21 protein-coding genes and 1 tRNA gene are annotated in these 21,576 nt (G+C 37.5%); 21 read left to right on the top strand and 1 reads right to left on the bottom strand.

Annotated elements, in window-relative coordinates:
* Positions 1 to 57: 57 nt before the first annotated feature.
* The 20 genes from yabG (at position 58) to BN990_RS00085 (ending at position 18,370) form a co-directional block, all read left to right on the top strand.
* A complete protein-coding gene (yabG, locus tag BN990_RS00180) occupies positions 58 to 927 on the top strand; it encodes a sporulation peptidase YabG (protein WP_021290348.1) in 870 nt (289 codons plus the stop codon).
* A 233-nt stretch (positions 928 to 1,160) separates the two neighbouring features.
* Positions 1,161 to 1,427 carry a biofilm formation stimulator Veg gene (gene veg, locus BN990_RS00175; protein ID WP_021290349.1) on the top strand — a complete coding sequence of 89 codons (267 nt, stop codon included), beginning with the start codon at positions 1,161 to 1,163 and terminating at the stop codon, positions 1,425 to 1,427.
* Positions 1,428 to 1,678: 251 nt separating this feature from the next.
* Positions 1,679 to 1,861 carry a small, acid-soluble spore protein, alpha/beta type gene (locus BN990_RS00170; protein ID WP_021290350.1) on the top strand — a complete coding sequence of 61 codons (183 nt, stop codon included), beginning with the start codon at positions 1,679 to 1,681 and terminating at the stop codon, positions 1,859 to 1,861.
* Positions 1,862 to 1,978: 117 nt separating this feature from the next.
* A complete protein-coding gene (ispE, locus tag BN990_RS00165) occupies positions 1,979 to 2,830 on the top strand; it encodes a 4-(cytidine 5'-diphospho)-2-C-methyl-D-erythritol kinase (protein ID WP_021290351.1) in 852 nt (283 codons plus the stop codon).
* 64 nt (positions 2,831 to 2,894) lie between these two features.
* Positions 2,895 to 3,725: a pur operon repressor gene (purR, locus tag BN990_RS00160; RefSeq protein ID WP_021290352.1), complete on the top strand. Its 831-nt coding sequence runs from the start codon at positions 2,895 to 2,897 to the stop codon at positions 3,723 to 3,725.
* A 188-nt stretch (positions 3,726 to 3,913) separates the two neighbouring features.
* Positions 3,914 to 4,204, top strand: a complete 291-nt coding sequence (spoVG, locus tag BN990_RS00155; protein WP_021290353.1) for a septation regulator SpoVG — start codon at positions 3,914 to 3,916, stop codon at positions 4,202 to 4,204.
* 245 nt (positions 4,205 to 4,449) lie between these two features.
* The gene (gene glmU, locus BN990_RS00150; RefSeq protein WP_021290354.1) at positions 4,450 to 5,832 is read left to right on the top strand and encodes a bifunctional UDP-N-acetylglucosamine diphosphorylase/glucosamine-1-phosphate N-acetyltransferase GlmU; all 1,383 of its coding nucleotides are present in this window, start codon (positions 4,450 to 4,452) and stop codon (positions 5,830 to 5,832) included.
* Between the two features lie 16 nt (positions 5,833 to 5,848).
* A complete protein-coding gene (locus BN990_RS00145) occupies positions 5,849 to 6,802 on the top strand; it encodes a ribose-phosphate diphosphokinase (protein ID WP_021290355.1) in 954 nt (317 codons plus the stop codon).
* A 156-nt stretch (positions 6,803 to 6,958) separates the two neighbouring features.
* Positions 6,959 to 7,603: a 50S ribosomal protein L25/general stress protein Ctc gene (locus BN990_RS00140; RefSeq protein ID WP_021290356.1), complete on the top strand. Its 645-nt coding sequence runs from the start codon at positions 6,959 to 6,961 to the stop codon at positions 7,601 to 7,603.
* Positions 7,604 to 7,707: 104 nt separating this feature from the next.
* On the top strand, positions 7,708 to 8,271 hold the full coding sequence (pth, locus tag BN990_RS00135; protein ID WP_021290357.1) for an aminoacyl-tRNA hydrolase: 564 nt from the start codon (positions 7,708 to 7,710) through the stop codon (positions 8,269 to 8,271).
* Positions 8,272 to 8,403: 132 nt separating this feature from the next.
* Positions 8,404 to 8,625 carry an anti-sigma-F factor Fin family protein gene (locus BN990_RS00130; RefSeq protein ID WP_306465020.1) on the top strand — a complete coding sequence of 74 codons (222 nt, stop codon included), beginning with the start codon at positions 8,404 to 8,406 and terminating at the stop codon, positions 8,623 to 8,625.
* 159 nt (positions 8,626 to 8,784) lie between these two features.
* Positions 8,785 to 12,306 (top strand): transcription-repair coupling factor, encoded by a 3,522-nt coding sequence (gene mfd, locus BN990_RS00125; protein ID WP_021290359.1) that lies wholly within the window; start codon positions 8,785 to 8,787, stop codon positions 12,304 to 12,306.
* Positions 12,307 to 12,443: 137 nt separating this feature from the next.
* Positions 12,444 to 12,980, top strand: a complete 537-nt coding sequence (gene spoVT / locus BN990_RS00120) for a stage V sporulation protein T (RefSeq protein WP_021290360.1) — start codon at positions 12,444 to 12,446, stop codon at positions 12,978 to 12,980.
* A gap of 242 nt (positions 12,981 to 13,222) precedes the next feature.
* Entirely contained in the window at positions 13,223 to 14,794 is a 1,572-nt protein-coding gene (locus BN990_RS00115) for a putative polysaccharide biosynthesis protein (protein ID WP_021290361.1), read from the top strand.
* Between the two features lie 31 nt (positions 14,795 to 14,825).
* Positions 14,826 to 16,274 carry a bifunctional methyltransferase/pyrophosphohydrolase YabN gene (gene yabN / locus BN990_RS00110; protein WP_038241535.1) on the top strand — a complete coding sequence of 483 codons (1,449 nt, stop codon included), beginning with the start codon at positions 14,826 to 14,828 and terminating at the stop codon, positions 16,272 to 16,274.
* Between the two features lies 1 nt (position 16,275).
* Positions 16,276 to 16,536, top strand: coding sequence for an RNA-binding S4 domain-containing protein (locus tag BN990_RS00105; protein ID WP_038241532.1), 261 nt, complete (start codon positions 16,276 to 16,278; stop codon positions 16,534 to 16,536).
* 63 nt (positions 16,537 to 16,599) lie between these two features.
* Complete coding sequence (yabP, locus tag BN990_RS00100; protein WP_021290364.1) at positions 16,600 to 16,899, top strand: sporulation protein YabP; 300 nt, start codon at positions 16,600 to 16,602, stop codon at positions 16,897 to 16,899.
* Complete coding sequence (gene yabQ / locus BN990_RS00095) at positions 16,896 to 17,495, top strand: spore cortex biosynthesis protein YabQ (RefSeq protein ID WP_021290365.1); 600 nt, start codon at positions 16,896 to 16,898, stop codon at positions 17,493 to 17,495. The genes yabP and yabQ overlap by 4 nt, the downstream gene beginning before the upstream one ends.
* 6 nt (positions 17,496 to 17,501) lie before the next feature.
* A complete protein-coding gene (locus BN990_RS00090; protein WP_021290366.1) occupies positions 17,502 to 17,882 on the top strand; it encodes an FtsB family cell division protein in 381 nt (126 codons plus the stop codon).
* A gap of 104 nt (positions 17,883 to 17,986) precedes the next feature.
* Positions 17,987 to 18,370: a S1 domain-containing RNA-binding protein gene (locus BN990_RS00085; RefSeq protein WP_021290367.1), complete on the top strand. Its 384-nt coding sequence runs from the start codon at positions 17,987 to 17,989 to the stop codon at positions 18,368 to 18,370.
* 151 nt (positions 18,371 to 18,521) lie between these two features.
* Here BN990_RS00085 and BN990_RS00080 read toward each other — a convergent pair.
* Positions 18,522 to 18,595, bottom strand: a tRNA-Met gene (locus BN990_RS00080).
* 425 nt (positions 18,596 to 19,020) lie between these two features.
* Between BN990_RS00080 and spoIIE the strand changes: the two genes are divergently transcribed.
* Positions 19,021 to 21,471: a stage II sporulation protein E gene (spoIIE, locus tag BN990_RS00075; RefSeq protein WP_369759841.1), complete on the top strand. Its 2,451-nt coding sequence runs from the start codon at positions 19,021 to 19,023 to the stop codon at positions 21,469 to 21,471.
* Positions 21,472 to 21,576: the final 105 nt, after the last annotated feature.

The raw sequence follows: 21,576 nt of genomic DNA, 5'->3' as shown, positions 1-21,576 counted from the left end.
GCCGCCTCCTCATAGGCTATATCAGAATGCTTGGTAGGAAGGCTGTGAGGAGAAGGTATGAGCTTTGCAAAAGGTGATTTAGTAACGAGACAATCGTATAATCATGATTTATTATTTCGAGTAGCCTCGGTAAAAAGAGAAAACGTTGAATTATATGGCGAGGATATCCGTCTCAAAGCAGATGCGCCGGTAACTGATTTGGAAATGGTTCAGCAGAGGGAGCTTGAGAAACGGAGAAAAAGAGAGCAGGAAAAAGAGGAATTCTCCTATCGATTATTTCGACAAGATTATCAATTAATGAAAGAAAAACGGGAGTACCAGGCAACCGATGGATACCAGCATGAAACCATGTTTTTTCAACTCCCTGCGAAAGTACTTCACCTTGATGGCGATCAGATGTATTTAAGAAAGTGTATTGAACTATATCAGCGTATAGGACTGCAAGTGCATGGTGTTCATTTACAAGAGCGTGAAATGCCGCTTCAAATTGGAGAGTTAGTGGAGAAGATACAGCCAGATATTATTGTAATTACCGGCCATGATGCCTTCTCTAAAAATAAAGGGCAGAAAAGTGATATTCGTGCATATCGACATTCCAAATTTTTTGTTGAGACAGTACGTGAAGCCAGAAAAATTAACCCTAACCTAGACCAGCTCATCATATTTGCGGGAGCATGTCAATCTCACTTTGAGTCATTAATACGTGCTGGTGCGAACTTTGCCAGTTCGCCACTACGGATCAATATACATGCATTAGACCCGGTATATATCGCAGCAAAGATAGCTTATACACCATTTATGGAAAGGGTTAGTGTTTGGGAGGCATTGAGGAACACGCTGACAGGAGATAAGGGTATGGGGGGCGTAGAGACAAAAGGACTGTTGCGGACTGGTATGCCTTATTTGGAGCAAGAATCGATGGATTAAGCAACTTACCTTGGCAGGTAAGGTTGCCGTATGAAATAAGGACAAGCATTTTACAGAACTATACCTACCACTTTTTTGAAAAAAATATACATAAAAATTTAACATATACAAATAATAGGGTTAATCGACAAATTAAACTGTTGACATTAAATTTGGTAACTTGTTATAATGATAAGTTTTATTTGACATTTGTACAAGTTTATGGTACACTATTTGCAGTGAGGTGGAGTATAGTGGCGAAAACATTAATCGAAATAAAGCAAGGTCTTGAAGGTCATGTTGGTGAACGGTTAAAGCTTAAAGCGAACGGTGGCAGAAGGAAAACGATTGAACGTTCAGGCGTATTAGCAGAAACATATCCTTCTGTCTTTATCGTTGAGCTTGACCAAGAAGAAAATGCATTCGAACGTGTTTCATACAGCTATGCAGACGTTTTAACAGAAACAGTGGAACTAAGTTTTTCAGACGAACATACCATTGCTTCCGTGATTGAGCAGTAGCCCTAAAGGTTTACTGCTTTTATTTTACATTAAAATAACTGAATTATTCGTCAATAATACTTCGATATATTAATGACGTACATTTAGGTTTAACAATCACTTTAAAATCTATCCAAAAGTTATTTGGGATGAACCATAAAATTTTTCCTTTTTTGTATACATATAACGGGATTGTTCGAGAACCTATTAAGCCATACTAAGCATGTCGTAAGGGAATTACTACTCATTTAAATGAAGGGGGTTGTTCTTTCGTGGCTAGACGAAGAGGGATGATGTCAGACCATTTGAAAGAAGAAATTGCCAAAGAGTTAGGATTTTACGACACGGTGCAAAGCGAAGGCTGGGGCGGCATAAAATCTAGGGATGCTGGAAATATGGTTAAACGTGCTATTGAAATGGCCGAAGCGAACATGCAGCAAAAAGGCAGATCCTAATAGGATTTGCCTTTTTTGCTGCTAGAGAAAGCTGAATGGATGTGTTTTCTTTGAATTCGCTTGGTGATTTCTAATATGTTACAATTTCATTATCTATGTACAAGAAGGTGACGGGTGATGGCGCTATTTGAGAAAGCCCCTGCTAAAATAAACTTATCACTCGATGTGTTAAGTAAAAGAGAAGATAATTACCATAATATAGAAATGGTTATGACAACGATAGATCTGTCAGATCGAATTAAATTATACGAGCTAAAGCAGGATCGTATTGAAATTTCGTTGGAAAGCAGGTTTGTGCCTAGTGACGAGCGAAACTTAGCTTTTAAGGCAGCATATGCCTTGAAGCAAATATATGGAATCCGAGCAGGGGTTCATATCAATATAGAAAAGAACATACCCGTTTCAGCAGGATTAGGGGGCGGTAGCACAGATGCAGCTGCCGTCTTGAGAGGGCTGAATCGATTATGGTCATTAGGCATACCGAATGATGAGTTAGCGAGGTTAGGTTCAACTATCGGAACGGACGTGCCCTTTTGTATATATGGAAAGACCGGTATTGCGAAAGGACGTGGCGAGATTATTGAGCCACTCCCTTCGCCTCCGCCGTGTTGGGTTGTTTTAGCGAAACCTGATATCGGCGTATCCTCTAAAACAATATTCCAGCGAATAATTATAAATGAGCTTGCCCATCCGCAGACAAATAAAATAATCCAAGCGTTACGAGAAAATGATTTTCAAAAACTTTGCATCCATTCAGGAAATTCGCTAGAATCGATAACCGTTGAGTTATATCCGGAAGTACAACGGATTAAAGAGGCCATGCGTCAATCAGGGGCTCAAGGTGTGCTGATGAGTGGAAGTGGACCGACTGTATATGGCTTAGTAGAGCAGGAAAGCAAGGCAAGGAGAATTTATAATGGGATGCGAGGATTTTGCGAAGAAGTATATTATGTTCGATTATTAGGTTAAAAATTGATAAAAGGCATATGTTAATGGTATATTAAAGAGAAATATTCGGTTTTGAGGTGTGGTTATGAAACGAAGTAATCGTTTGGTTGCTTTAACAAACTTTTTTCTAGAGAATCCACGGCAACATACGCAGTTGCCTTACTTTGTATCCAATTTGGAGACAACGAAGGCTTCTGTAAGTGAAGATCTTGATATAATTGACACGGTATTTCAAAAAGAGGGCATTGGTTATTTACAACGAACTACTGGCGCTGGCGGCGGCGTTCAATACATTCCTGAGTTCAATAATGGGAGAAATAAAGCTTTTATTAATGATCTATGCCGAAAGCTAGAAGATCCAGTGCGAATTCTACCCGGTGGTTATCTCTACATGAGTGATTTGCTAGGTGATCCAAAGACAGTAAGAGAGATTGGAAGTGTATTTGCATCGTCATTCTCCAAAATGGATATTGATGTTGTGGTTACGGTTGCTACCAAAGGAATTCCTTTAGCCTATTCGGTTGCCTCTTTCCTTCGAGTGCCGGTTGTTATCGTGCGGAGAGATCCAAAAGTAACAGAAGGCTCATCTGTAAGTATTAACTATGTTTCTGGGTCATCAAGAAAAATTCAAACAATGGTTTTGCCTAAGCGAAGCTTAACAGAAGGATCTAATGTTTGTATTATCGATGACTTTATGAAAGCAGGAGGCACCATTACAGGAATGATTAATTTGTTAGAGGAGTTTAATGCTCAAGTAAAAGCAATTGGTGTACTAGCTGAAGCAGACGATGAAGAAGAGGAACGCGTAGTAGAGAATTATACATCGTTAATTAAAATTTCCAATGTCGATTTGAAAGAAAAAAATATAGATGTCCATCCAGGTAATTTTCTTACAAATAGCATGGACGGGAATTAATGTGATTGTTGTTATATAAGTGTGGTTTCTGCTTTTGTGAAGCGTTTAGGAGGAACCATATGAGGAAAATTACCTGTTAATCACCTTATTTGAAAATATTTTATTTTTTTTAATAATTTAGCAGGACTTTTAATAGTTTTGTTGAACTAGTTAATATAGATTCAAATGGGAAAAGGTGGTGATACATCATGGAAGTAACTGACGTAAGATTGCGCCGCGTTAATACAGAAGGTAGAATGCGAGCGATTGCATCGATTACTTTGGATCAGGAATTTGTTGTCCATGATATCCGTGTTATTGATGGGAACAATGGACTATTTGTAGCAATGCCATCTAAGCGTACTCCAGATGGTGAATTTAGAGACATCGCACATCCGATTAATTCCGGTACACGTGCAAAGATTCAAGACGCTGTTTTAGAAGAATACCATCGTGCTGGTGAAGCTGAAGTGAAGTATGAAGAAGCTGGAGCTTCGTAAAACGCACATTTTTTAATACAACTAGAGGTCTAATCTACATCAGGTTAGCCTTCTTTTTTTGTCTGAAAGTACATAACTTATATAATATTTTATTGGAATACATAGGTATAAAAATGCTTAAATACGCATTTAATGGAAACTTTTACATCATGTAAGACCTTGTTTCACACGGTTTATTTGTTGAAATGGAAAGGTTTTTAAGATATATTCATAATGGATAATTAGAAATGATGGAGGTTTCCTTTATGTCGAATCGATATGCTGTTGTGCTGGCAGCAGGGCAAGGTACGAGAATGAAATCAAAGCTATACAAAGTACTCCATCCCGTAGCGGGCAGACCAATGGTAGAACATGTCATAAATCAGATAAACACGGTTCATTTAAATAAAGTAGTAACCGTAGTAGGTTTTGGAGCAGATAAGGTTAAAGAGCGGATCGGGAGTGAATGTGAGTTCGTCGTTCAAGAAGAACAATTGGGCACGGGTCATGCTGTACTGCAGGCAGAAGAGTTGTTAAAAGATAAAGAAGGTACAACGATTGTTGTTTGTGGAGATACGCCGCTTATAACTGGTGAAACATATCAAGATCTCTTTCAGCATCATGAACGAACTGGAGCGAAAGCAACAGTACTAACTGCTAAGGCCCCAAATCCTTTTGGCTACGGACGAGTAATTCGTAACAAAGCAACTAACGAAGTGGAAAGAATTGTAGAACAAAAAGATGCCAATGAGGAAGAACTTCTTGTAGATGAGATAAATACAGGTACATACTGTTTTGATAATCAAGCTTTATTTCACGCTTTACAAAATGTTTCGAATGATAATTCGCAAGGTGAGTATTACCTGCCGGATGTTATTGAAATTCTTCAAAAGGAAGAAGAAAAGGTTAGTGCTTTTATGACAACGAATTTTGACGAGACATTGGGCGTAAATGATCGTGTTGCTTTGGCTCAAGCCGAAAGGTTAATGAAACATCGTATTAATGAAAAGCATTTACGTAACGGTGTTGCTATTATAGATCCTGATCATACGTATATCGAACCCGATGTCGAGATTGAAGCAGATACGATCATTTATCCGGGTTCCATTCTAAAAGGAAACACGGTTATAAAAGGAAATTGTGCAATTGGACCACACTCAGAAATAACAAATTGTTATATTGGGGAAGGTACGATTGTTAAACAAAGTGTTGCTAGTGACAGTAAACTAGGAAATGATGTAAAGGTAGGCCCATATGCACATATTCGTCCATCAAGTTCTATCGGTGATGAGGCTAAGATCGGCAATTTTGTTGAGATCAAAAAAACTGAACTAGCTGAAAAGAGCAAGGTTTCCCATTTAAGTTATATTGGCGATGCAGACGTTGGACGAAATGTTAATATCGGCTGTGGAACAATAACTGTAAACTATGATGGGAAGAATAAATATTTAACTACCATTGAAGACGATGCATTTATTGGGTGTAATTCGAATCTAATTGCACCAGTAACTGTTGGAAAAGGCTCTTATGTTGCAGCGGGTTCAACAATTACAAAAGATGTCCCTGAAGATTCTTTGTCAGTAGCAAGATCTAGGCAAACGAATAAAGAAGGATACGCATCTAAAATAAAAAACAGACAAAAAGACTAACGGAGGGTTCTTACTCATGGCATCTACGTACAAGGATACATCTTTGAAGGTATTCACACTTAATTCTAATCCCAAACTAGCAGAAGATATAGCAGCACATATAGGTACAAATTTGGGAAAATGTACCGTGTCTCGTTTTAGCGACGGAGAAATTCAAATTAATATTGAGGAAAGCGTCCGCGGCTGCGATGTCTATGTAGTTCAATCTACTTGTTCACCAGTAAACCAGCATATCATGGAGCTATTAATTATGATTGATGCTTTAAAACGGGCTTCAGCCAAATCAATTAATATTGTGATGCCATACTATGGTTATGCTAGACAGGACCGTAAAGCTCGTTCCAGAGAGCCAATTGCAGCAAAGCTTGTTGCTAATTTATTAGAGACATCGGGATCGGACCGAGTAATAACGCTTGATTTACATGCACCGCAAATTCAAGGTTTCTTTGATATTCCTATAGATCACTTACAAGGTGTACCAATTCTTTCCGACTACTTTGAAAAGAAAAATCTAGAAGACATCATCATTATGTCTCCAGATCATGGAGGCGTTACACGTGCACGTAAAATGGCCGATCGATTAAAAGCTCCAATCGGTATTATAGACAAGCGTAGACCAAGGCCTAATGTGGCAGAAGTGATGAACATTGTAGGTAATATTGAAGGAAAGACAGCTATCCTTATAGACGATATTATTGATACAGCAGGTACAATTACGCTTGCTGCTAATGCCTTAGTAGAAAATGGTGCTAAAGAGGTGTATGCTTGTTGTACACATCCTGTATTATCTGGTCCAGCTATTGAGCGAATTGATAATTCTAGAATTAAGGAACTGGTAGTCACTAATTCCATTCCATTACCGGAAGAGAAGCAACTTGAAAAAATCACAGAATTATCCGTCGCACCACTTATTGGAGAAGCGATTATTCGTGTACATGAATTGCAATCTGTAAGTATCCTGTTCGATTAGATGTTTAGAGTATGTTAGATATGGGTATTCTCTATTATGGATGTTTTTAATATAACTACTACAAGAGTTACACAGACAAAAACAGAAGAGTAAGACTTTGATAATTCGTAAATCTTGATAAGTCAAGTTTTTCAAATAATTTGGAGGGTGATCAACGTGGCAGTTAAATTAGCAGCAACTTTAAGAGAGGATCAAACAAAATCAGCAACGAAAGAAATAAGAAACAGCGGTAGAGTGCCAGCTGTTTTATATGGAAAGGCAATCGATCCTAAATCGATTTCAGTAGATAGCATTGAACTAGTAAAAACAGTAAGAGATGAAGGAAGAAATGCGATCATCTCACTTAATGTTGGCAATGATAAGCCAGTAAATGTTATGTTACATGAATATCAAATCGATCCGTTGAAAGATGAGCTCATTCATGCTGATTTCTATATCGTTAATATGGCAGAAGAAATGGATGTTGAAGTGGCACTTCGCCTAGAAGGTGAAGCAAAAGGGACCAAAGATGGCGGTGTACTACAACAACCAATGTACGAGTTACAGGTTCGTGCTAAACCTGCTGATATTCCAGAAGAAATTGTAGTAGATATTTCCGAACTTGAGGTAGGAGATAGCATTGCTATTTCAGATATAACTACAACAGGAAACTTCGAATTATTAGATGAAGCCGATACTACTATTGCAACCATTGTACCGCCGGATACGTTGGAGGATGTAGAAGAAGCTCCTGACGAAAATGCAGAGCCTGAATTAGTAGATGCAGAGCCTGAATCTGAGAACGAATCAAAAGAAGATTAAAATTAATATTTTAAACTATATTACAATATACCCCTCCTGTACAGGAGGGTTTGTTGTATTGTATGATAACGGTGACGAAGACTTTGTAGTAAAGGAAGAAGATTATGAAGTGTATTGTAGGATTAGGTAACCCTGGTAAAAAATATAAACATACAAGACATAATGTTGGCTTTATGGTTATTGATGAATTACTTAGAAGGCATCAATGGGACTTAAATAAATCAAAATTTAAAGGAGATTATACGATCGCTACGCTGCATGGTGAGAAGGTCATGCTCATAGAGCCCCAGACTTTCATGAATTTGTCAGGGGACGCTGTCAGACCGCTGATGGAGTATTACAATATAGATATAGCTGATGTTTTAATTGTTTTTGACGATTTAGATTTGTCTCCTGGAAGAATTCGTTTACGCCAGAAAGGTGGACATGGTGGACATAATGGTATTCGTTCAATTATTGACCATTTAGGGACAAAAGAATTCAAACGAATACGAATTGGTGTGGGTAGACCGACCGCTTCAACTATTTCCATTGTAAATTATGTGCTAAGTGATTTTTCTAAAGGGGAAGCTGATGACGTTAGCGATAGTATAAAACGCGCTGCTGATGCATGTGAAGCTTGGTTGCAAGCTCCTTTTCCAGAAGTGATGAATGAATATAATCAGTAATCCGCTCATAAGCATAAAAGAAGTAAGTTGAAACACACATTAACAAAGCTCTTTTTGTATATTTTACTTGGTATTCGGATAAACTTTAACTGTTAGCTAAAGTTATTCGAGGAGGTTCCCAGTTTGTCTATTGTGTATATGTGCAGACACTGTGGTCAGGAAATAGGGCAACTAAAGCAGCAACGTGTTGATACATCTATGCTGGGGTTAGATCAATTAACAGCAAAGGAAAAAGAAGAGATGGTTACTTATAAACCTAACGGTGATGTACAAATCAAGGCTATTTGCGAGAATTGTGAGGATGCCTTAGGACATCATCCACACTATCATGAATTAGATTTTTTTATACAGTAAAATAGAGAGAGCAGCTTTGGTTTTTTAGCCAAGGCATTTTTGCGTTTTTACCATAAGTTTAAATGAAGATAATATATAAGCTGCTGAATGCTAGAAGATGGCCATGAAATAGGTGTAAGGGTTTTCTAGTTATTTACTAGGGTAAGTGGAGGTTTAGGAATGAAAGGTATACAGAATTACTTACAGTCGAAAGAGGATATACAGTCAATAATTAATGGAATATCAGATGGAATGGAAGAACAACTTGTTGCTGGACTATCCGGTTCCGCGAGAAGCTTGCTTGTCTCTATTATTCATGGTGCTATCCATAAACCTGTGCTGTTAGTGACACATCAATTGGTGCAAGCGCAACAATTATACGATGATCTCACGGCATTCAATGGCGAGGATAATGTGCATCTTTATCCGGTTAATGAATTAATTGCGTCAGAAATTGCAATTGCTAGTCCAGAATTGCGAAGTCAGCGGATTGAGTCATTAACTGCTTGGACTAGAAATAAATCGGGTATATTAATTGCGCCAGTTGCTGCCCTTAAGCGAATACTTCCCCCACCGGAATATTGGAATAATTATCAACTGCCATTTAAGCTTGGAGAAGAGATAGACGTAGAGCATTATTTAGCATCATTAGTAGATATGGGGTATGAACGCGCTTCTATGGTTACTACGCCAGGGGAGTTTAGCAGACGTGGGGGAATCATAGATATTTATCCGATAACCGAAAAACATCCAATTCGCATTGAGCTATTTGATGAAGAGATAGACTCTATTCGTTATTTCGATGCAGAAACACAACGTTCATTAGATAAATTGCAAAATATTACGGTAGGGCCTGCAACAGAGTTACTTTTAACGGAATCGGATATTTATGCAGGTGGCGAACGTTTAGAGGAAGCACTGTCTGAAACGTTAAAATCGTTGAAATCTTCTGAAGCCAAAGAAAAATTAATGGAGTCGATCAAAGGTGACATCGAACGGTTAAAAAACCTCGAACATTTCCCTGAAATGTATAAATATATTGGATATCTTTATCAGAATCCTGCTAGTCTACTAGATTATCTCCCTCAAGATGGACAGATTATTTTTGATGAGATGAGCCGCATACAAGATACAGCTGTACATCTAGATAAGGAGGAAGCTGATTGGTATAGTAGCCTCTTAGAGTCAAACCAGATGGTGAAAAAAAGTATATTCTCATTTGATTGGTATCGTATTTGGGCGAATATTAAGCAGCCTCGTGTGTATATGTCGGTCTTCTTGCGTCATATACCGAATACGCAGCCTCAAAATATTATTAATTTATCTTCAAGACCAATGCAAGAATTCCACGGTCAAATGCACTTATTTAAAAATGAGCTAAAGCGTTGGGAAAAAGGAGACTATTCTGTCGTTATATTAGCGCCAGATGAGGAGCGAGCTGAAAAGATTCACTCTATCTTTATAGATTATAATTTGGAGATACCTATCTCGGATAAATTGGTTCTCCCATCTGATAAACCAGTGATTGCGGTAGGTAATGTAACGAATGGGATCGAATTACCAATGCATAAATTGGTATTGGTAACAGAACAAGAACTCTTTAAGAAGCGTACGAAGCGGAAAAGAAAGCAACAAAAAATATCAAATGCAGAACGTATTAAAAACTACCAAGAGCTAAAAGTTGGAGATTATGTTGTCCATGCGAACCATGGTATCGGTAAGTATCTAGGAATTGAAACATTACAAGTAAACGATCTACACAAAGATTATATGCTTATTAAATATTCTGGGGACGATAAACTGTTTGTGCCAATTGATCAAATCGATCAAGTTCAAAAGTTTGTTGGATCGGAAGGAAAAGAGCCCAAACTATATAAGTTGGGCGGGAGTGAATGGACAAAAGTAAAACGGAAGGTACAGTCTTCTGTAGAAGATATTGCTGACGATTTAATTAAATTATATGCAGAAAGAGAAGCAAAAAAAGGTTACGCCTTTTCTGAGGATACCGAAATGCAACGAGAGTTTGAAGCGTCCTTTCCATATCAGGAAACAGAAGATCAGCTACGATGTATCGAAGAGATTAAACACGATATGGAACGAGAGCGCCCAATGGACCGGCTGCTTTGTGGGGATGTTGGCTATGGAAAAACGGAAGTGGCAATTCGTGCAGCGTTTAAAGCAATAGCGGATGGAAAACAAGTAGCTATATTGGTTCCGACGACTATTTTAGCTCAACAGCATTTTGAAACGATTCGCGAGCGATTCCAAGATCATGCCATTAATATTGGTTTGCTAAGTAGGTTCCGAACAAGAAAACAACAGAAGGAAACACTAGAAGGGGTAAAAAAAGGTACGGTAGATGTTGTTATTGGTACCCATCGAATTCTTTCTAAGGATGTACACTATCAAGATTTAGGTCTTCTAGTCGTTGATGAAGAGCAGCGATTTGGTGTAAAGCATAAAGAAAAGATTAAACAGCTAAAAACAAATGTAGATGTACTTACATTGACAGCTACCCCAATTCCAAGGACATTACATATGTCCATGCTAGGTGTACGTGATCTGTCCGTGATTGAGACCCCACCTGAGAATAGGTTTCCGATCCAAACTTATGTGATGGAATATAATCCTATTTTTATGAGGGAAGCGATCGAAAGGGAGATGGCCCGAGGAGGGCAAGTGTTTTTCCTATATAATCGAGTAGAAAACATCGACAAAGTCGCAAGAGATCTTGGTATGCTTGTTGATGCAAGAATTGCTGTAGCGCATGGACAAATGAACGAAACGGAATTGGAAAATATTATTTTTGCTTTCTTAGAAGGTGAATATGATGTACTTGTAAGTACAACAATTATTGAAACTGGTGTCGATATACCAAATGTAAACACGTTAATAGTGAATGACGCGGATAAAATGGGATTAAGTCAACTGTATCAATTAAGAGGTCGAGTCGGCCGATCCAATCGTGTTGCTTATGCTTACTTCACCTATCAAAAAGACAAAGTATTAACGGAAGTTGCGGAAAAACGCCTACAAGCAATTAAAGAATTCACCGAACTGGGTTCTGGTTTTAAAATTGCCATGCGAGACTTATCCATTCGAGGAGCAGGAAATCTGCTTGGTGCACAACAACATGGGTTTATTGATTCCGTTGGTTTTGATATGTACTCACAAATGCTAAAAGAAGCAATTGATGCTCGTAAAGAAGGAAAAGAAATCGAAGAGATTACTCCTTTTGAACCGGAACTCACTTTATCTATTGATGCGTATATTCCTGATGAGTACATTGATGATGAGAAACAAAAAATTGAAATATATAAGCAATTTCAAGCAATGGATGAAAACGGAGATGCAGAAGACTTACGTGACGAATTAATGGATCGATTTGGTGACTATCCAGAAGAAGTAGAACATTTATTCACCGTGTCTACTTTGAAGCTGATGGCTAAGAAAGAGAAGGTTGTATCCATTACTGAAAAAAATAATAAGATTGAACTGTTAGTAGATGAAAACAGAAGTCAACAAATAGATGGGGCTAAATTATTTGAGCTTGCCAATGAATTTGGGCGAGGTGTTCAACTAGGAACAGAAAATAATAAGTTAAAAATTGTGTTTAAATATACAAAAGATAAGAAGCATCAACGCTATGATCTGGTTGAAGAATTCATTGGAAAATTGAAAGAGGCGAATCGCTCGGAGTAAAACTTTGGTATCTTATGTATAGATATCCTGTATTGCATCATACTAAAAACACACCTGGTGATTTTTACACATACAGAAAACATTTAGAAGTGTAAAAAGAGAGCAGTAATCATCATTAGAAAGTGAGGCTACTTAGTATGAAAGCAACAGGAATTGTCCGTCGAATTGATGATCTAGGAAGGGTAGTAATTCCAAAGGAAATCAGAAGAACCTTACGGATACGTGAAGGAGATCCGTTGGAGATTTATGTGGACAGAGAAGGGGAAGTAATTCTAAAAAAATATTCTCCAATAAATGAGTTGGGTCATTTTGCAAAAGAATATGCAGAGGCTTTATTTGACTCTCTGCATGTACCTGTTATTATATCTGATCGCGATGAAATTATTGCGGTAGCAGGAGAATCAAAAAAGGATTACTTAAACAAAAACATTAGCTCCCAAATAGCTAAAATGATCGAGGGTCGTACACAAGTAATAGAAAAAGAACAGAAACCATTAGAAATAATAGATGGAAATGAGCAAGAACTGAATTCTTATTGTATTAGTCCTATTATTGCGAATGGGGATGCGATTGGTTGTGTGTTAGTCTTTTCAAAAGATGGCGAGGCATTTACGAAAGTGGAGCAAAAAGCAGCAGAAACAGCGGCAAGCTTCCTTGCCAAACAAATGGAATAATACTTCATTATTGAGGATTATTCAACCTGTTAGTTTGTTCAAAGCTTATTCTCTTTGGTATAGGGTAAGTAAAGAGGACGCTTAACATCATTGCGTTCGGCTCAACGATTATTGCTTCGTTGAATTAGCCCGAACAGAAGCTGTCTTACCAAAACGGTAAGGCAGCTTTTGTTTAATACGAGGTTGTTTTTTGCTATGCTATAATGAAATAGAAGTGAGAACAAAAAGGAAGTAAGTTATTGATGAGTGATAATGAAACAAATCGGCTTGTGAAAGGGGCGTTAGTGCTTACACTAGCTGGTTTGATAAGTAAACTATTAAGTGCAGGTTATCGGATACCATTACAAAATCTAACAGGTGACATCGGTTTCTATGTCTATCAGCAGATCTACCCAATCTTAGGTATTGTATTTGTTTTAACCCTATATGGTTTTCCTTCCGCCATCTCGAAAATGGCAGTAGAGCTAAAAGCACAAGGAACCCCCCTATCTATCAGAGGTTTTTATATACCAGTCTTTCTTATTTTATTTGTATTAAGTACGATTTTATTTCTTTTTCTTTATTTCAATGCACCGTATATAGCAGGCTGGGTAGGCGACTCTCATTTAACATCAACCTACCAATTTGCTGCTTTTGCATGCTTACTTGTACCATTTTCATCATTCATTCGTGGGGTATTTCAAGGTGAATATATGATGAAGCCAACCGCTCTTTCTCAAGTTGTAGAACAATTTGTCCGTGTAACTATTATTATCCTGGCAGCACTTTTTATCTTTAAAGAAGGCGACCATATATATCAAGTTGGTAGAGCGGCGGTTTTAGCATCAATACTTGGGGCAATTGCTTCAAGTATTATCCTGATTGTTTTGTTTATGCAGAAGAAACCATATGCGAAACAGCAAAATGAGGAAATACAATGGCAATATTATATACGTACTATATTTATCTTAGGGATTGCTGCAGCCTTAAATCATATGATTTTACTTATCCTTCAATTTGCAGATACGTTTACGTTGTTTCCTAGCTTAATTGAAGCAGGTTATTCGAAAGAAGCAGCAATGGAAGCTAAAGGGGTATTTGATCGCGGCCAGCCATTAATTCAATTCGGAACGGTGTTAGGCTCGTCATTTGCTTTAGCACTGCTGCCATCAATCTCTCTAAAAAAAATAAAACAAGAACCGAATACGTACTACCCTTATATTGGAGGAGCAATGCTGGTTAGTATTTATTTAGCCCTTGGAGCGACAATTGGATTAGTTGCTATCTTTCCAGAGGTTAATCGATTGCTTTTCCAAGATAATCAGGGGACACTAGAACTCCAATTATTAGTTGTATCAATTATACTTAGTTCGATCGCCATTACAGCATCTTCTATTCTACAGGCACTAGGGTTTATCAAACGAATTGCCTTGTTCATACTGCTTGCTTTTTTTGTTAAATGGATAGCGAATCAAGTGCTAGTTGTGCAGTTAGGTCTAATGGGAAGTGCGGTAGCAACCATTCTCTCTCTATTGTTGTTAAGCTGTATTGTATTAATCGAATTACAAAGAAAATTACCTATGTTACACCTTTGGCAAATGTTACGCTGGAAGGCATTAATTTTTCCTGGGATCATCATGGTGATCTATCTATCAATTGTTGAGTGGATCGCTTTGCCTTGGCTAGATAATTCTCGCATAAGCTTGTTCATATATGTCGTTTTCATATCGCTTTCTGGTGCTCTACTATATGGATACATGCTTATTAAATGTCAAGCATTCACAGAAAAACAGTTACGTATGCTTCCATTTAACCAATTTTTTAAAATGAAATAGGAACAGTTACTATATATTAGGAGGAACAACGATGTATAAGGTTGAAGTTGTCGGCCTAGGAGCAGGTGATATGGACCAGCTACCTTTAGGCATTTATAAAAAACTAATCTCTGCTTCTAATCCAATATTCATGAGAACAATGGATCATCCAGTGGTGCATGGATTACAGCAAGAAGGCGTCCGTTTAGAATCTTTTGATACCATTTATGAATCAGAAGATCAATTTACGTCTGTTTATGAACGAATTGTAGACATCATTTTACATAAAGCCAATGAACAAAATGTGATTTATGCTGTGCCTGGACATCCAATGCTTGCTGAAAAAACAGTTCAGTTACTACTAGAACAACAAAAAGTTCCGGTGAATATTATTGGTGGCAAAAGTTATTTGGATGATCTTTACACTGCTTTAAAGATTGATCCAATTGATGGGCTTCAATTTCTAGATGCGACATCATTTGATCGAAGCCAGATAAATTATCAAAATCATCTTATCTTTTGCCAAGTGTATGACCAATTTACTGCTTCGGAAGTTAAACTAACTTTATTAGAGGATCTTCCTGCTGATTATCCAATCACCATTGTTGAAGCCGCCGGAAGCAAAACTCAGGAAGTTATTACCCTTCCATTAGAAGAGCTGGATCGTATGGTGGAAATCAGTAACTTAACAAGTGTTTATATTCCACCTGTTCCAGATCATTTATTACATCATTCATTCCAACAACTGCGTCATGTTATTCGTTTGTTACGTGGACCAGATGGATGCCCTTGGGATAGGAAACAGACACATGAGTCCTTACGAGAGTATGCAATTGAAGAAGTCTATGAATTAATTGATGCCATTGATCATCAAGATGATGAAGGAATCGTAGAAGAGCTTGGGGATGTGCTTCTTCAAGTAATGTTACATAGCCAAATTGGCGAGGATGGGGGCTATTTTAATATAGACGATGTCGTTCGGTCGATCACTGATAAAATGATACATCGACATCCGCATGTTTTTCGGGATACAAATGTGCAGTCCGTTGAAGAGGTGATCTCTAACTGGGAGCAGTTGAAGAAGCAAGAAAAGGGCGACAAACGTACATCTATTTTAGACGGGGTGGCCAAACATTTACCTTCTCTTGCACGCTCCTATCAATTACAGAAGAAGGCGGCTAAAGTTGGCTTTAATTGGGATGACGAAAATGATATATGGGAAAAACTGAATGAAGAAGTACAGGAGTTTAACGAAATGGTGGAGGCAGCCAATAAGCTTGAAATGGAAAAAGAATTTGGAGATGTTCTATTTGTACTTGCAAATCTTTCAAGGTATTATAAGATCAACCCTGAAGTGGCATTAAATCGAACAAACGAGAAGTTTATTTCCCGTTTTTCGTTCATTGAGCAACAATTAGCAATACAAAATAGCAGTGCACAAGATGCTACGTTAGAGGAAATGGATGAATTATGGAATCAGGCAAAGGAAAAGGGGGAATAACATGAGACTAGATAAGTTTTTAAAAGTTTCAAGACTAATTAAGCGTAGAACATTAGCGAAGGAAGTAGCTGATCAAGGCCGAATTACAATCAATGGAAATCAAGCAAAGGCCTCTTCTACGTTAACAGCTGGTGATGAGCTTGTTATTAAATTCGGCCAGAAACTTGTAACTATCCATATTAATGACTTGCGTGAGACAGTAAAGAAAGAGGAAGCAGAGTCGTTATATACAGTTGTCAAAGAAGAGAAATTAAATAATTAAAATACTATGTTCTATACTTGTCCCTCCTATCATAAAGTAATAATGATAAGGAGGGCTTTTACGATGAATTATTATGAAAATAAGGAAAATATAACGCGTGTCCAAACAGATCATTATGTGAAGATTAATAATCGAAAAAACCTAGAAATCAGTGGTGTGAAAGAAGTAGATAGCTTTGATAATGAAGAATTTTTATTGGAAACAGTTATGGGGTATTTAATTGTTCGCGGACAAAACCTGCAATTAAAGAATCTTGATGTAGGTGAAGGGCTAGTAACGATTAAAGGTAAGATATATGAGCTTTCCTATGTAGATGAGCAGCAGGAGAAGGCTAAAGGATTCTTTAGCAAGTTATTTAAATGAGTCTAAGTACGCAATTTCTAACAATGATTACAATGATTGCGGGTGGGTTTTATCTTGGATTGATTCAAGATACCTTCCGTCGCTTTAGTGCCTATTGGAAAGATAGGCGGATAATGACCTATCTGATGGAAGTGTGCTTTTGGCTAACACAAACGATGTTATTATTTTATATTTTATTTCGAATTAATGGGGGAGAATTAAGGTTTTATATCATTGCGGCCTGTTTATTGGGATTTGCCTTTTATCAAGCAGTGGCTGCTAACATATATAAAAAATTGCTTGAATATTTAATTCATATAGCAGCAAATATATATCGTTTTATAGAAAATGTTGTACAAGCTCTCATTATTTCTCCAATTAAATGGGTCGTGAAGTTGGTCTACGCCATTGTCCTTTGGCTTATAAAGATTATCGGAACGATTCTCCTTTTTATTTTAACGGTTATCATAACTCCTTTTAAATGGTTCTTTCAACTGATATATCGCCTATTACCGGAAAAAATTCAATTATATATTTTCAAAGTAGCAGGATTTTATAGTACAATGAAGAATATATGTATTAAGGTGATGAAGTATGTTAAGTTTAAGAGGAGGTAACCATCGTTGGCTTCAGACAAACAAACGGTAACAAGATTAGACTCTAATTATATGCAGCAATATGATGCGTACGTTGACAGGCAAAAGCGAAAGAAGAAGCGGTTAATTCGCAGACTTGTGCTTTTTTCTTTAATCGCCGTAATTGCTTTTGGGAGCATGGCAACATACCATATTAAACAACGTGTACTTCATGCTGAAAAAACGGAAGAATATGAAGCCTTACAACAAGATCTTGCTGAATTAGAGAAACAAGAAAATAATTTAAAAGAAGAAGTAGAGCTGTTGAAAGATGAAGATTACGTATTACAAATAGCAAGAACGAATTATTTCTTTTCAAAAGAAGGAGAATTAATTTTCAAAATTCCTGAAGAAGATCCGTCTTATTGACACACTTTTGTTTGCTTGGCTATAATATAATAGTAAGCTGATGAAGCTTCATCAGTGATGATATATTAGTTTTCTTAAAAATTTTAAGGAGGAGCATTTTTTTTATGTCAATTGAAGTAGGCAGCAAGCTGCAAGGAAAGGTAACTGGTATCACTAATTTCGGGGCCTTTGTAGAGCTTGAACAAGGCACTACTGGTCTTGTTCATATTAGTGAGGTTGCTGACAACTATGTAAAAGACATTAACGATCACCTTTCCGTAGGAGATGAAGTAAAGGTGAAAGTTATTAATGTCGAGAAAGACGGAAAAATCGGCTTGTCTATAAAAAAAGCTGTAGATAAACCAAAACGTCAACGAGATAACCGTGAACGGATGGAATCTTTTGAGTCAAAAATGAATCGTTTTCTTAAAGATTCAGAGGACCGTCTTGCCTCTTTGAAGAAGCACACGGAATCCAAACGCGGGGGTCGAGGTGCTAAAAGAGGATAGCAGTTGCTGTCTATATAATAATGCTCTATAGGATAGATACGAAAAAAGCAGCAGCCGTAAATTAATTTACGGCTGCTGCTTTTTGGTATACACACATATGCATAAATAAAAACCCTACTAATGTAGAAACATAGTAGGGTTTTTATATAGATGGCGGCGGAGGGGATCGAACCCCCGACCTCACGGGTATGAACCGTACGCTCTCGCCAGCTGAGCTACACCGCCTAATTAGCCAACAGAAAATATAATACAGCAGGATTGGATGTCTGTCAATCATTTTTCGGTAGAAATAATAGAAAAGCAGAAAAAGTTATCGGTGTGCTCGGTTGTCATTATAAACTCGAATGAAGGGTTGCCCATTCGTCAAATTGGATTATGTTAGTAAGAATGATTCAGATTTCAACAAAATCTGTTTATCTATAAGAAGAAAAATAAATCAATGGAAACGTTTTTTATAATTGATTCAGCGCGAAGTACTGTAAAAGAGTGACTCTTAGTTAAAACAGGGATACACACGCGTGTTCGTGTTGAAAACTGTTCGATTGATAGAAAGCCGTCGAACGATTCTTGGTAATTGCTCTCTTGTTTTGACAAAAATAGTTGGCATATTGTGGTTTAATGATATGCACAAAGAGGGAGTGGTAGTTATGATGGATTCAATTACAAGAGTCGAACCGAAAGCATTTAGAGCAGAACGCACCAAACAAATGGACAAGCTCCGTAATCGATTATATGCGAAACTTCGTGTAATTCTACTTGAACGGGGATGGCTGTTTTATATTATCGGGTTTCTATTAGGTCGTGCCGTTATTTTATCTGTCGTATCCCCGTTTGCGGTAGCCTTTTTAGCTACTATATGGCTAGTTCATAAAGAAAAAACATTAAAATCGATTGTAGCTGTTCTAATAGGTGCATTAAGCTACTCGTTAGACCATTCAATATTTATTGCACTAGCTATGCTTGTCTTTGTCTTCTTGGGCGGATTTTTTAAGAAAGCTAAAAATCAACAGGTCCTTATTCCTTTATTTGTATTTCTTTCCACGGTAGCAACTAGAGTATTTCAATACTCTATTTCTCAACAATTATCACCGTACGATTGGATGCTCGTATTTGTAGAAGGAGTATTAGGTACGGTTTTAGTATTAATATTTATGCAAAGCATTCCTTTATTATCACCTAAACGTTATAACCCCGCTTTAAAAAATGAGGAGATCGTATGCATGATCATACTTATTGCCTCTATTCTTACTGGAACAATTGGATGGGAGCTTTATGGTGCTTCATTTGAACAGGTATTTTCTCGTTATTTTGTATTATTACTTGCTTATGTCGGCGGGGCGGCAATTGGTTCTACAGTAGGGGTTGTGGCTGGGCTTATTTTGTCTCTAGCTAATGTAGCAAATCTATATCAAATGAGCTTACTTGCTTTTTCCGGACTGTTAGGAGGGTTATTAAAAGAAGGTAGAAAGCCAGGGGTTGCCGTTGGTTTATTTGTAGGAACTTTTCTTATAGGTATTTATGGCAATGCCAGTCAATTAGTTCCATCGATTTTGGAATCATCGATAGCAATTTTCTTCTTTTTACTAACGCCAGCAAGTTGGTTTAAGAAATTATCTCGTTATATTCCAGGAACAGAAGAATACACCAACGAACAGGAACAGTATTTACAGAAAGTGCGAAATGTTACTGCTAAACGGGTTGAGCAATTTTCAAATGTATTTCAGGCATTGTCCAATAGCTTTACTACGGTTGATGGACAAGTAGAAGAAGACCAGGAATCAAGAAGGGAGACGGATTATTTTCTAAGTCAAGTAACAGAGAAAACATGTCAAAATTGCTTTATGAAGGAAAGGTGTTGGCAGAAAGAATTTGATAAGACATATTCGTTAATGGAGATGATGAAGGATGATATGGGAGAGGGTGGTAAACTTAATCGAAAGACGGCACGTGAGTTCGAAAGTTATTGCGTCAAGCCAAAGAAAGTTCTCGATGCAATGAAGGAAGAAATGTCTTATTTTGAAGCGAATCAAAAGCTTAAACAACAAGTGATGGAAAGTAAAAAACTGGTTGCAGATCAATTACAAGGTGTTTCAGAAGTAATGGAGGATTTTGCAAAAGAGATATTAAAAGAACGTCAGCATCATGAGCAACAGGAATTGCAAATTGTTCACGCATTGAAAAAAATGGGTATTGAACTAGAAAAATTAGAGATTTATCGTTTAGATAAGGGGAATGTAGATATAGAAATGACATTAACCTTCTATGATTATCATGGTGAGGGGTCAAAACTAATTGCGCCGGTATTATCAGATATTTTGAAAGAGGTTGTTGTGGTAAAGCAAGAAGAAATTGCACCATTTCCGAATGGATATAGTTATCTTGCATTCGGTTCTGCAAGAGAATTTGTAGTAGAGACAGGTGCTGCAAATGCAGCCAAAGGAGGAGGACTGGTTTCCGGTGATAGCTATACGACGATTGAGCTTGGTGCAGGGAAGTATGCGATGGCGATTAGTGACGGTATGGGGAACGGAGAAAGGGCTCAAGAAGAAAGTGTAGAGACACTTCGATTGCTCCAACAAATCCTACAAACGGGTATACCGGAAAAGGTTGCGATTAAATCGATAAATTCAATTTTGTCTTTACGATCAACGGATGAAATGTTTGCTACCTTGGATTTAGCAGTTATTGATTTACACAATGCGTTTGTACAGTTTCTTAAAATAGGATCGACACCAAGCTTTATTAAACGCGGGGATCAATTAATTAAGGTAGAAGCCAGTAATCTTCCAATGGGGATTATTCAGGAATTTGATGTTGACATTGTTAGTGAACAATTAATGTCAGATGATCTATTGATTATGATGAGTGACGGGATTTTTGACGGTCCAAAACATGTAGAAAATACGGATATCTGGTTGAAACGGAAAATCCGTGATATGCGAACCAATGATCCGCAAGAAATAGCCGATTTAATACTGGAAGAAGTGATTCGTACCAGGTCAGGAGAAATAGAAGATGATATGACAGTGGTTGTAGCCAAAGTGATGAAAAACATTCCCAAATGGGCTTCTGTTCCAGTTTATCATGATAAAGCGCAATGAAAAATAAAATCGTTTCAGTTGAATTCCATTGTTTCAACCAACCGTATACCTCCCCTGTTCTCTTCCGCGATACCATGTATAGATAGCTATAAAACTGGCGATGAT

The organism is Virgibacillus salexigens (genome assembly GCF_000723585.1).
Lineage (GTDB): Bacteria > Bacillota > Bacilli > Bacillales > Amphibacillaceae > Virgibacillus > Virgibacillus salexigens.
This window is presented reverse-complemented; position numbering and strand designations above follow the sequence as displayed.

Coding starts and splice junctions, on each gene's coding strand:
- yabG (WP_021290348.1), top strand. CDS start 58: ATGAGCTTTGCAAAAGGTGATTTAGTAACGAGACAATCGTATAATCAT.
- ispE (WP_021290351.1), top strand. CDS start 1,979: ATGGCGCTATTTGAGAAAGCCCCTGCTAAAATAAACTTATCACTCGAT.
- purR (WP_021290352.1), top strand. CDS start 2,895: ATGAAACGAAGTAATCGTTTGGTTGCTTTAACAAACTTTTTTCTAGAG.
- spoVG (WP_021290353.1), top strand. CDS start 3,914: ATGGAAGTAACTGACGTAAGATTGCGCCGCGTTAATACAGAAGGTAGA.
- glmU (WP_021290354.1), top strand. CDS start 4,450: ATGTCGAATCGATATGCTGTTGTGCTGGCAGCAGGGCAAGGTACGAGA.
- BN990_RS00145 (WP_021290355.1), top strand. CDS start 5,849: ATGGCATCTACGTACAAGGATACATCTTTGAAGGTATTCACACTTAAT.
- pth (WP_021290357.1), top strand. CDS start 7,708: ATGAAGTGTATTGTAGGATTAGGTAACCCTGGTAAAAAATATAAACAT.
- mfd (WP_021290359.1), top strand. CDS start 8,785: ATGAAAGGTATACAGAATTACTTACAGTCGAAAGAGGATATACAGTCA.
- spoVT (WP_021290360.1), top strand. CDS start 12,444: ATGAAAGCAACAGGAATTGTCCGTCGAATTGATGATCTAGGAAGGGTA.
- BN990_RS00115 (WP_021290361.1), top strand. CDS start 13,223: ATGAGTGATAATGAAACAAATCGGCTTGTGAAAGGGGCGTTAGTGCTT.
- yabN (WP_038241535.1), top strand. CDS start 14,826: ATGTATAAGGTTGAAGTTGTCGGCCTAGGAGCAGGTGATATGGACCAG.
- BN990_RS00105 (WP_038241532.1), top strand. CDS start 16,276: ATGAGACTAGATAAGTTTTTAAAAGTTTCAAGACTAATTAAGCGTAGA.
- yabP (WP_021290364.1), top strand. CDS start 16,600: ATGAATTATTATGAAAATAAGGAAAATATAACGCGTGTCCAAACAGAT.
- yabQ (WP_021290365.1), top strand. CDS start 16,896: ATGAGTCTAAGTACGCAATTTCTAACAATGATTACAATGATTGCGGGT.
- BN990_RS00085 (WP_021290367.1), top strand. CDS start 17,987: ATGTCAATTGAAGTAGGCAGCAAGCTGCAAGGAAAGGTAACTGGTATC.
- spoIIE (WP_369759841.1), top strand. CDS start 19,021: ATGGATTCAATTACAAGAGTCGAACCGAAAGCATTTAGAGCAGAACGC.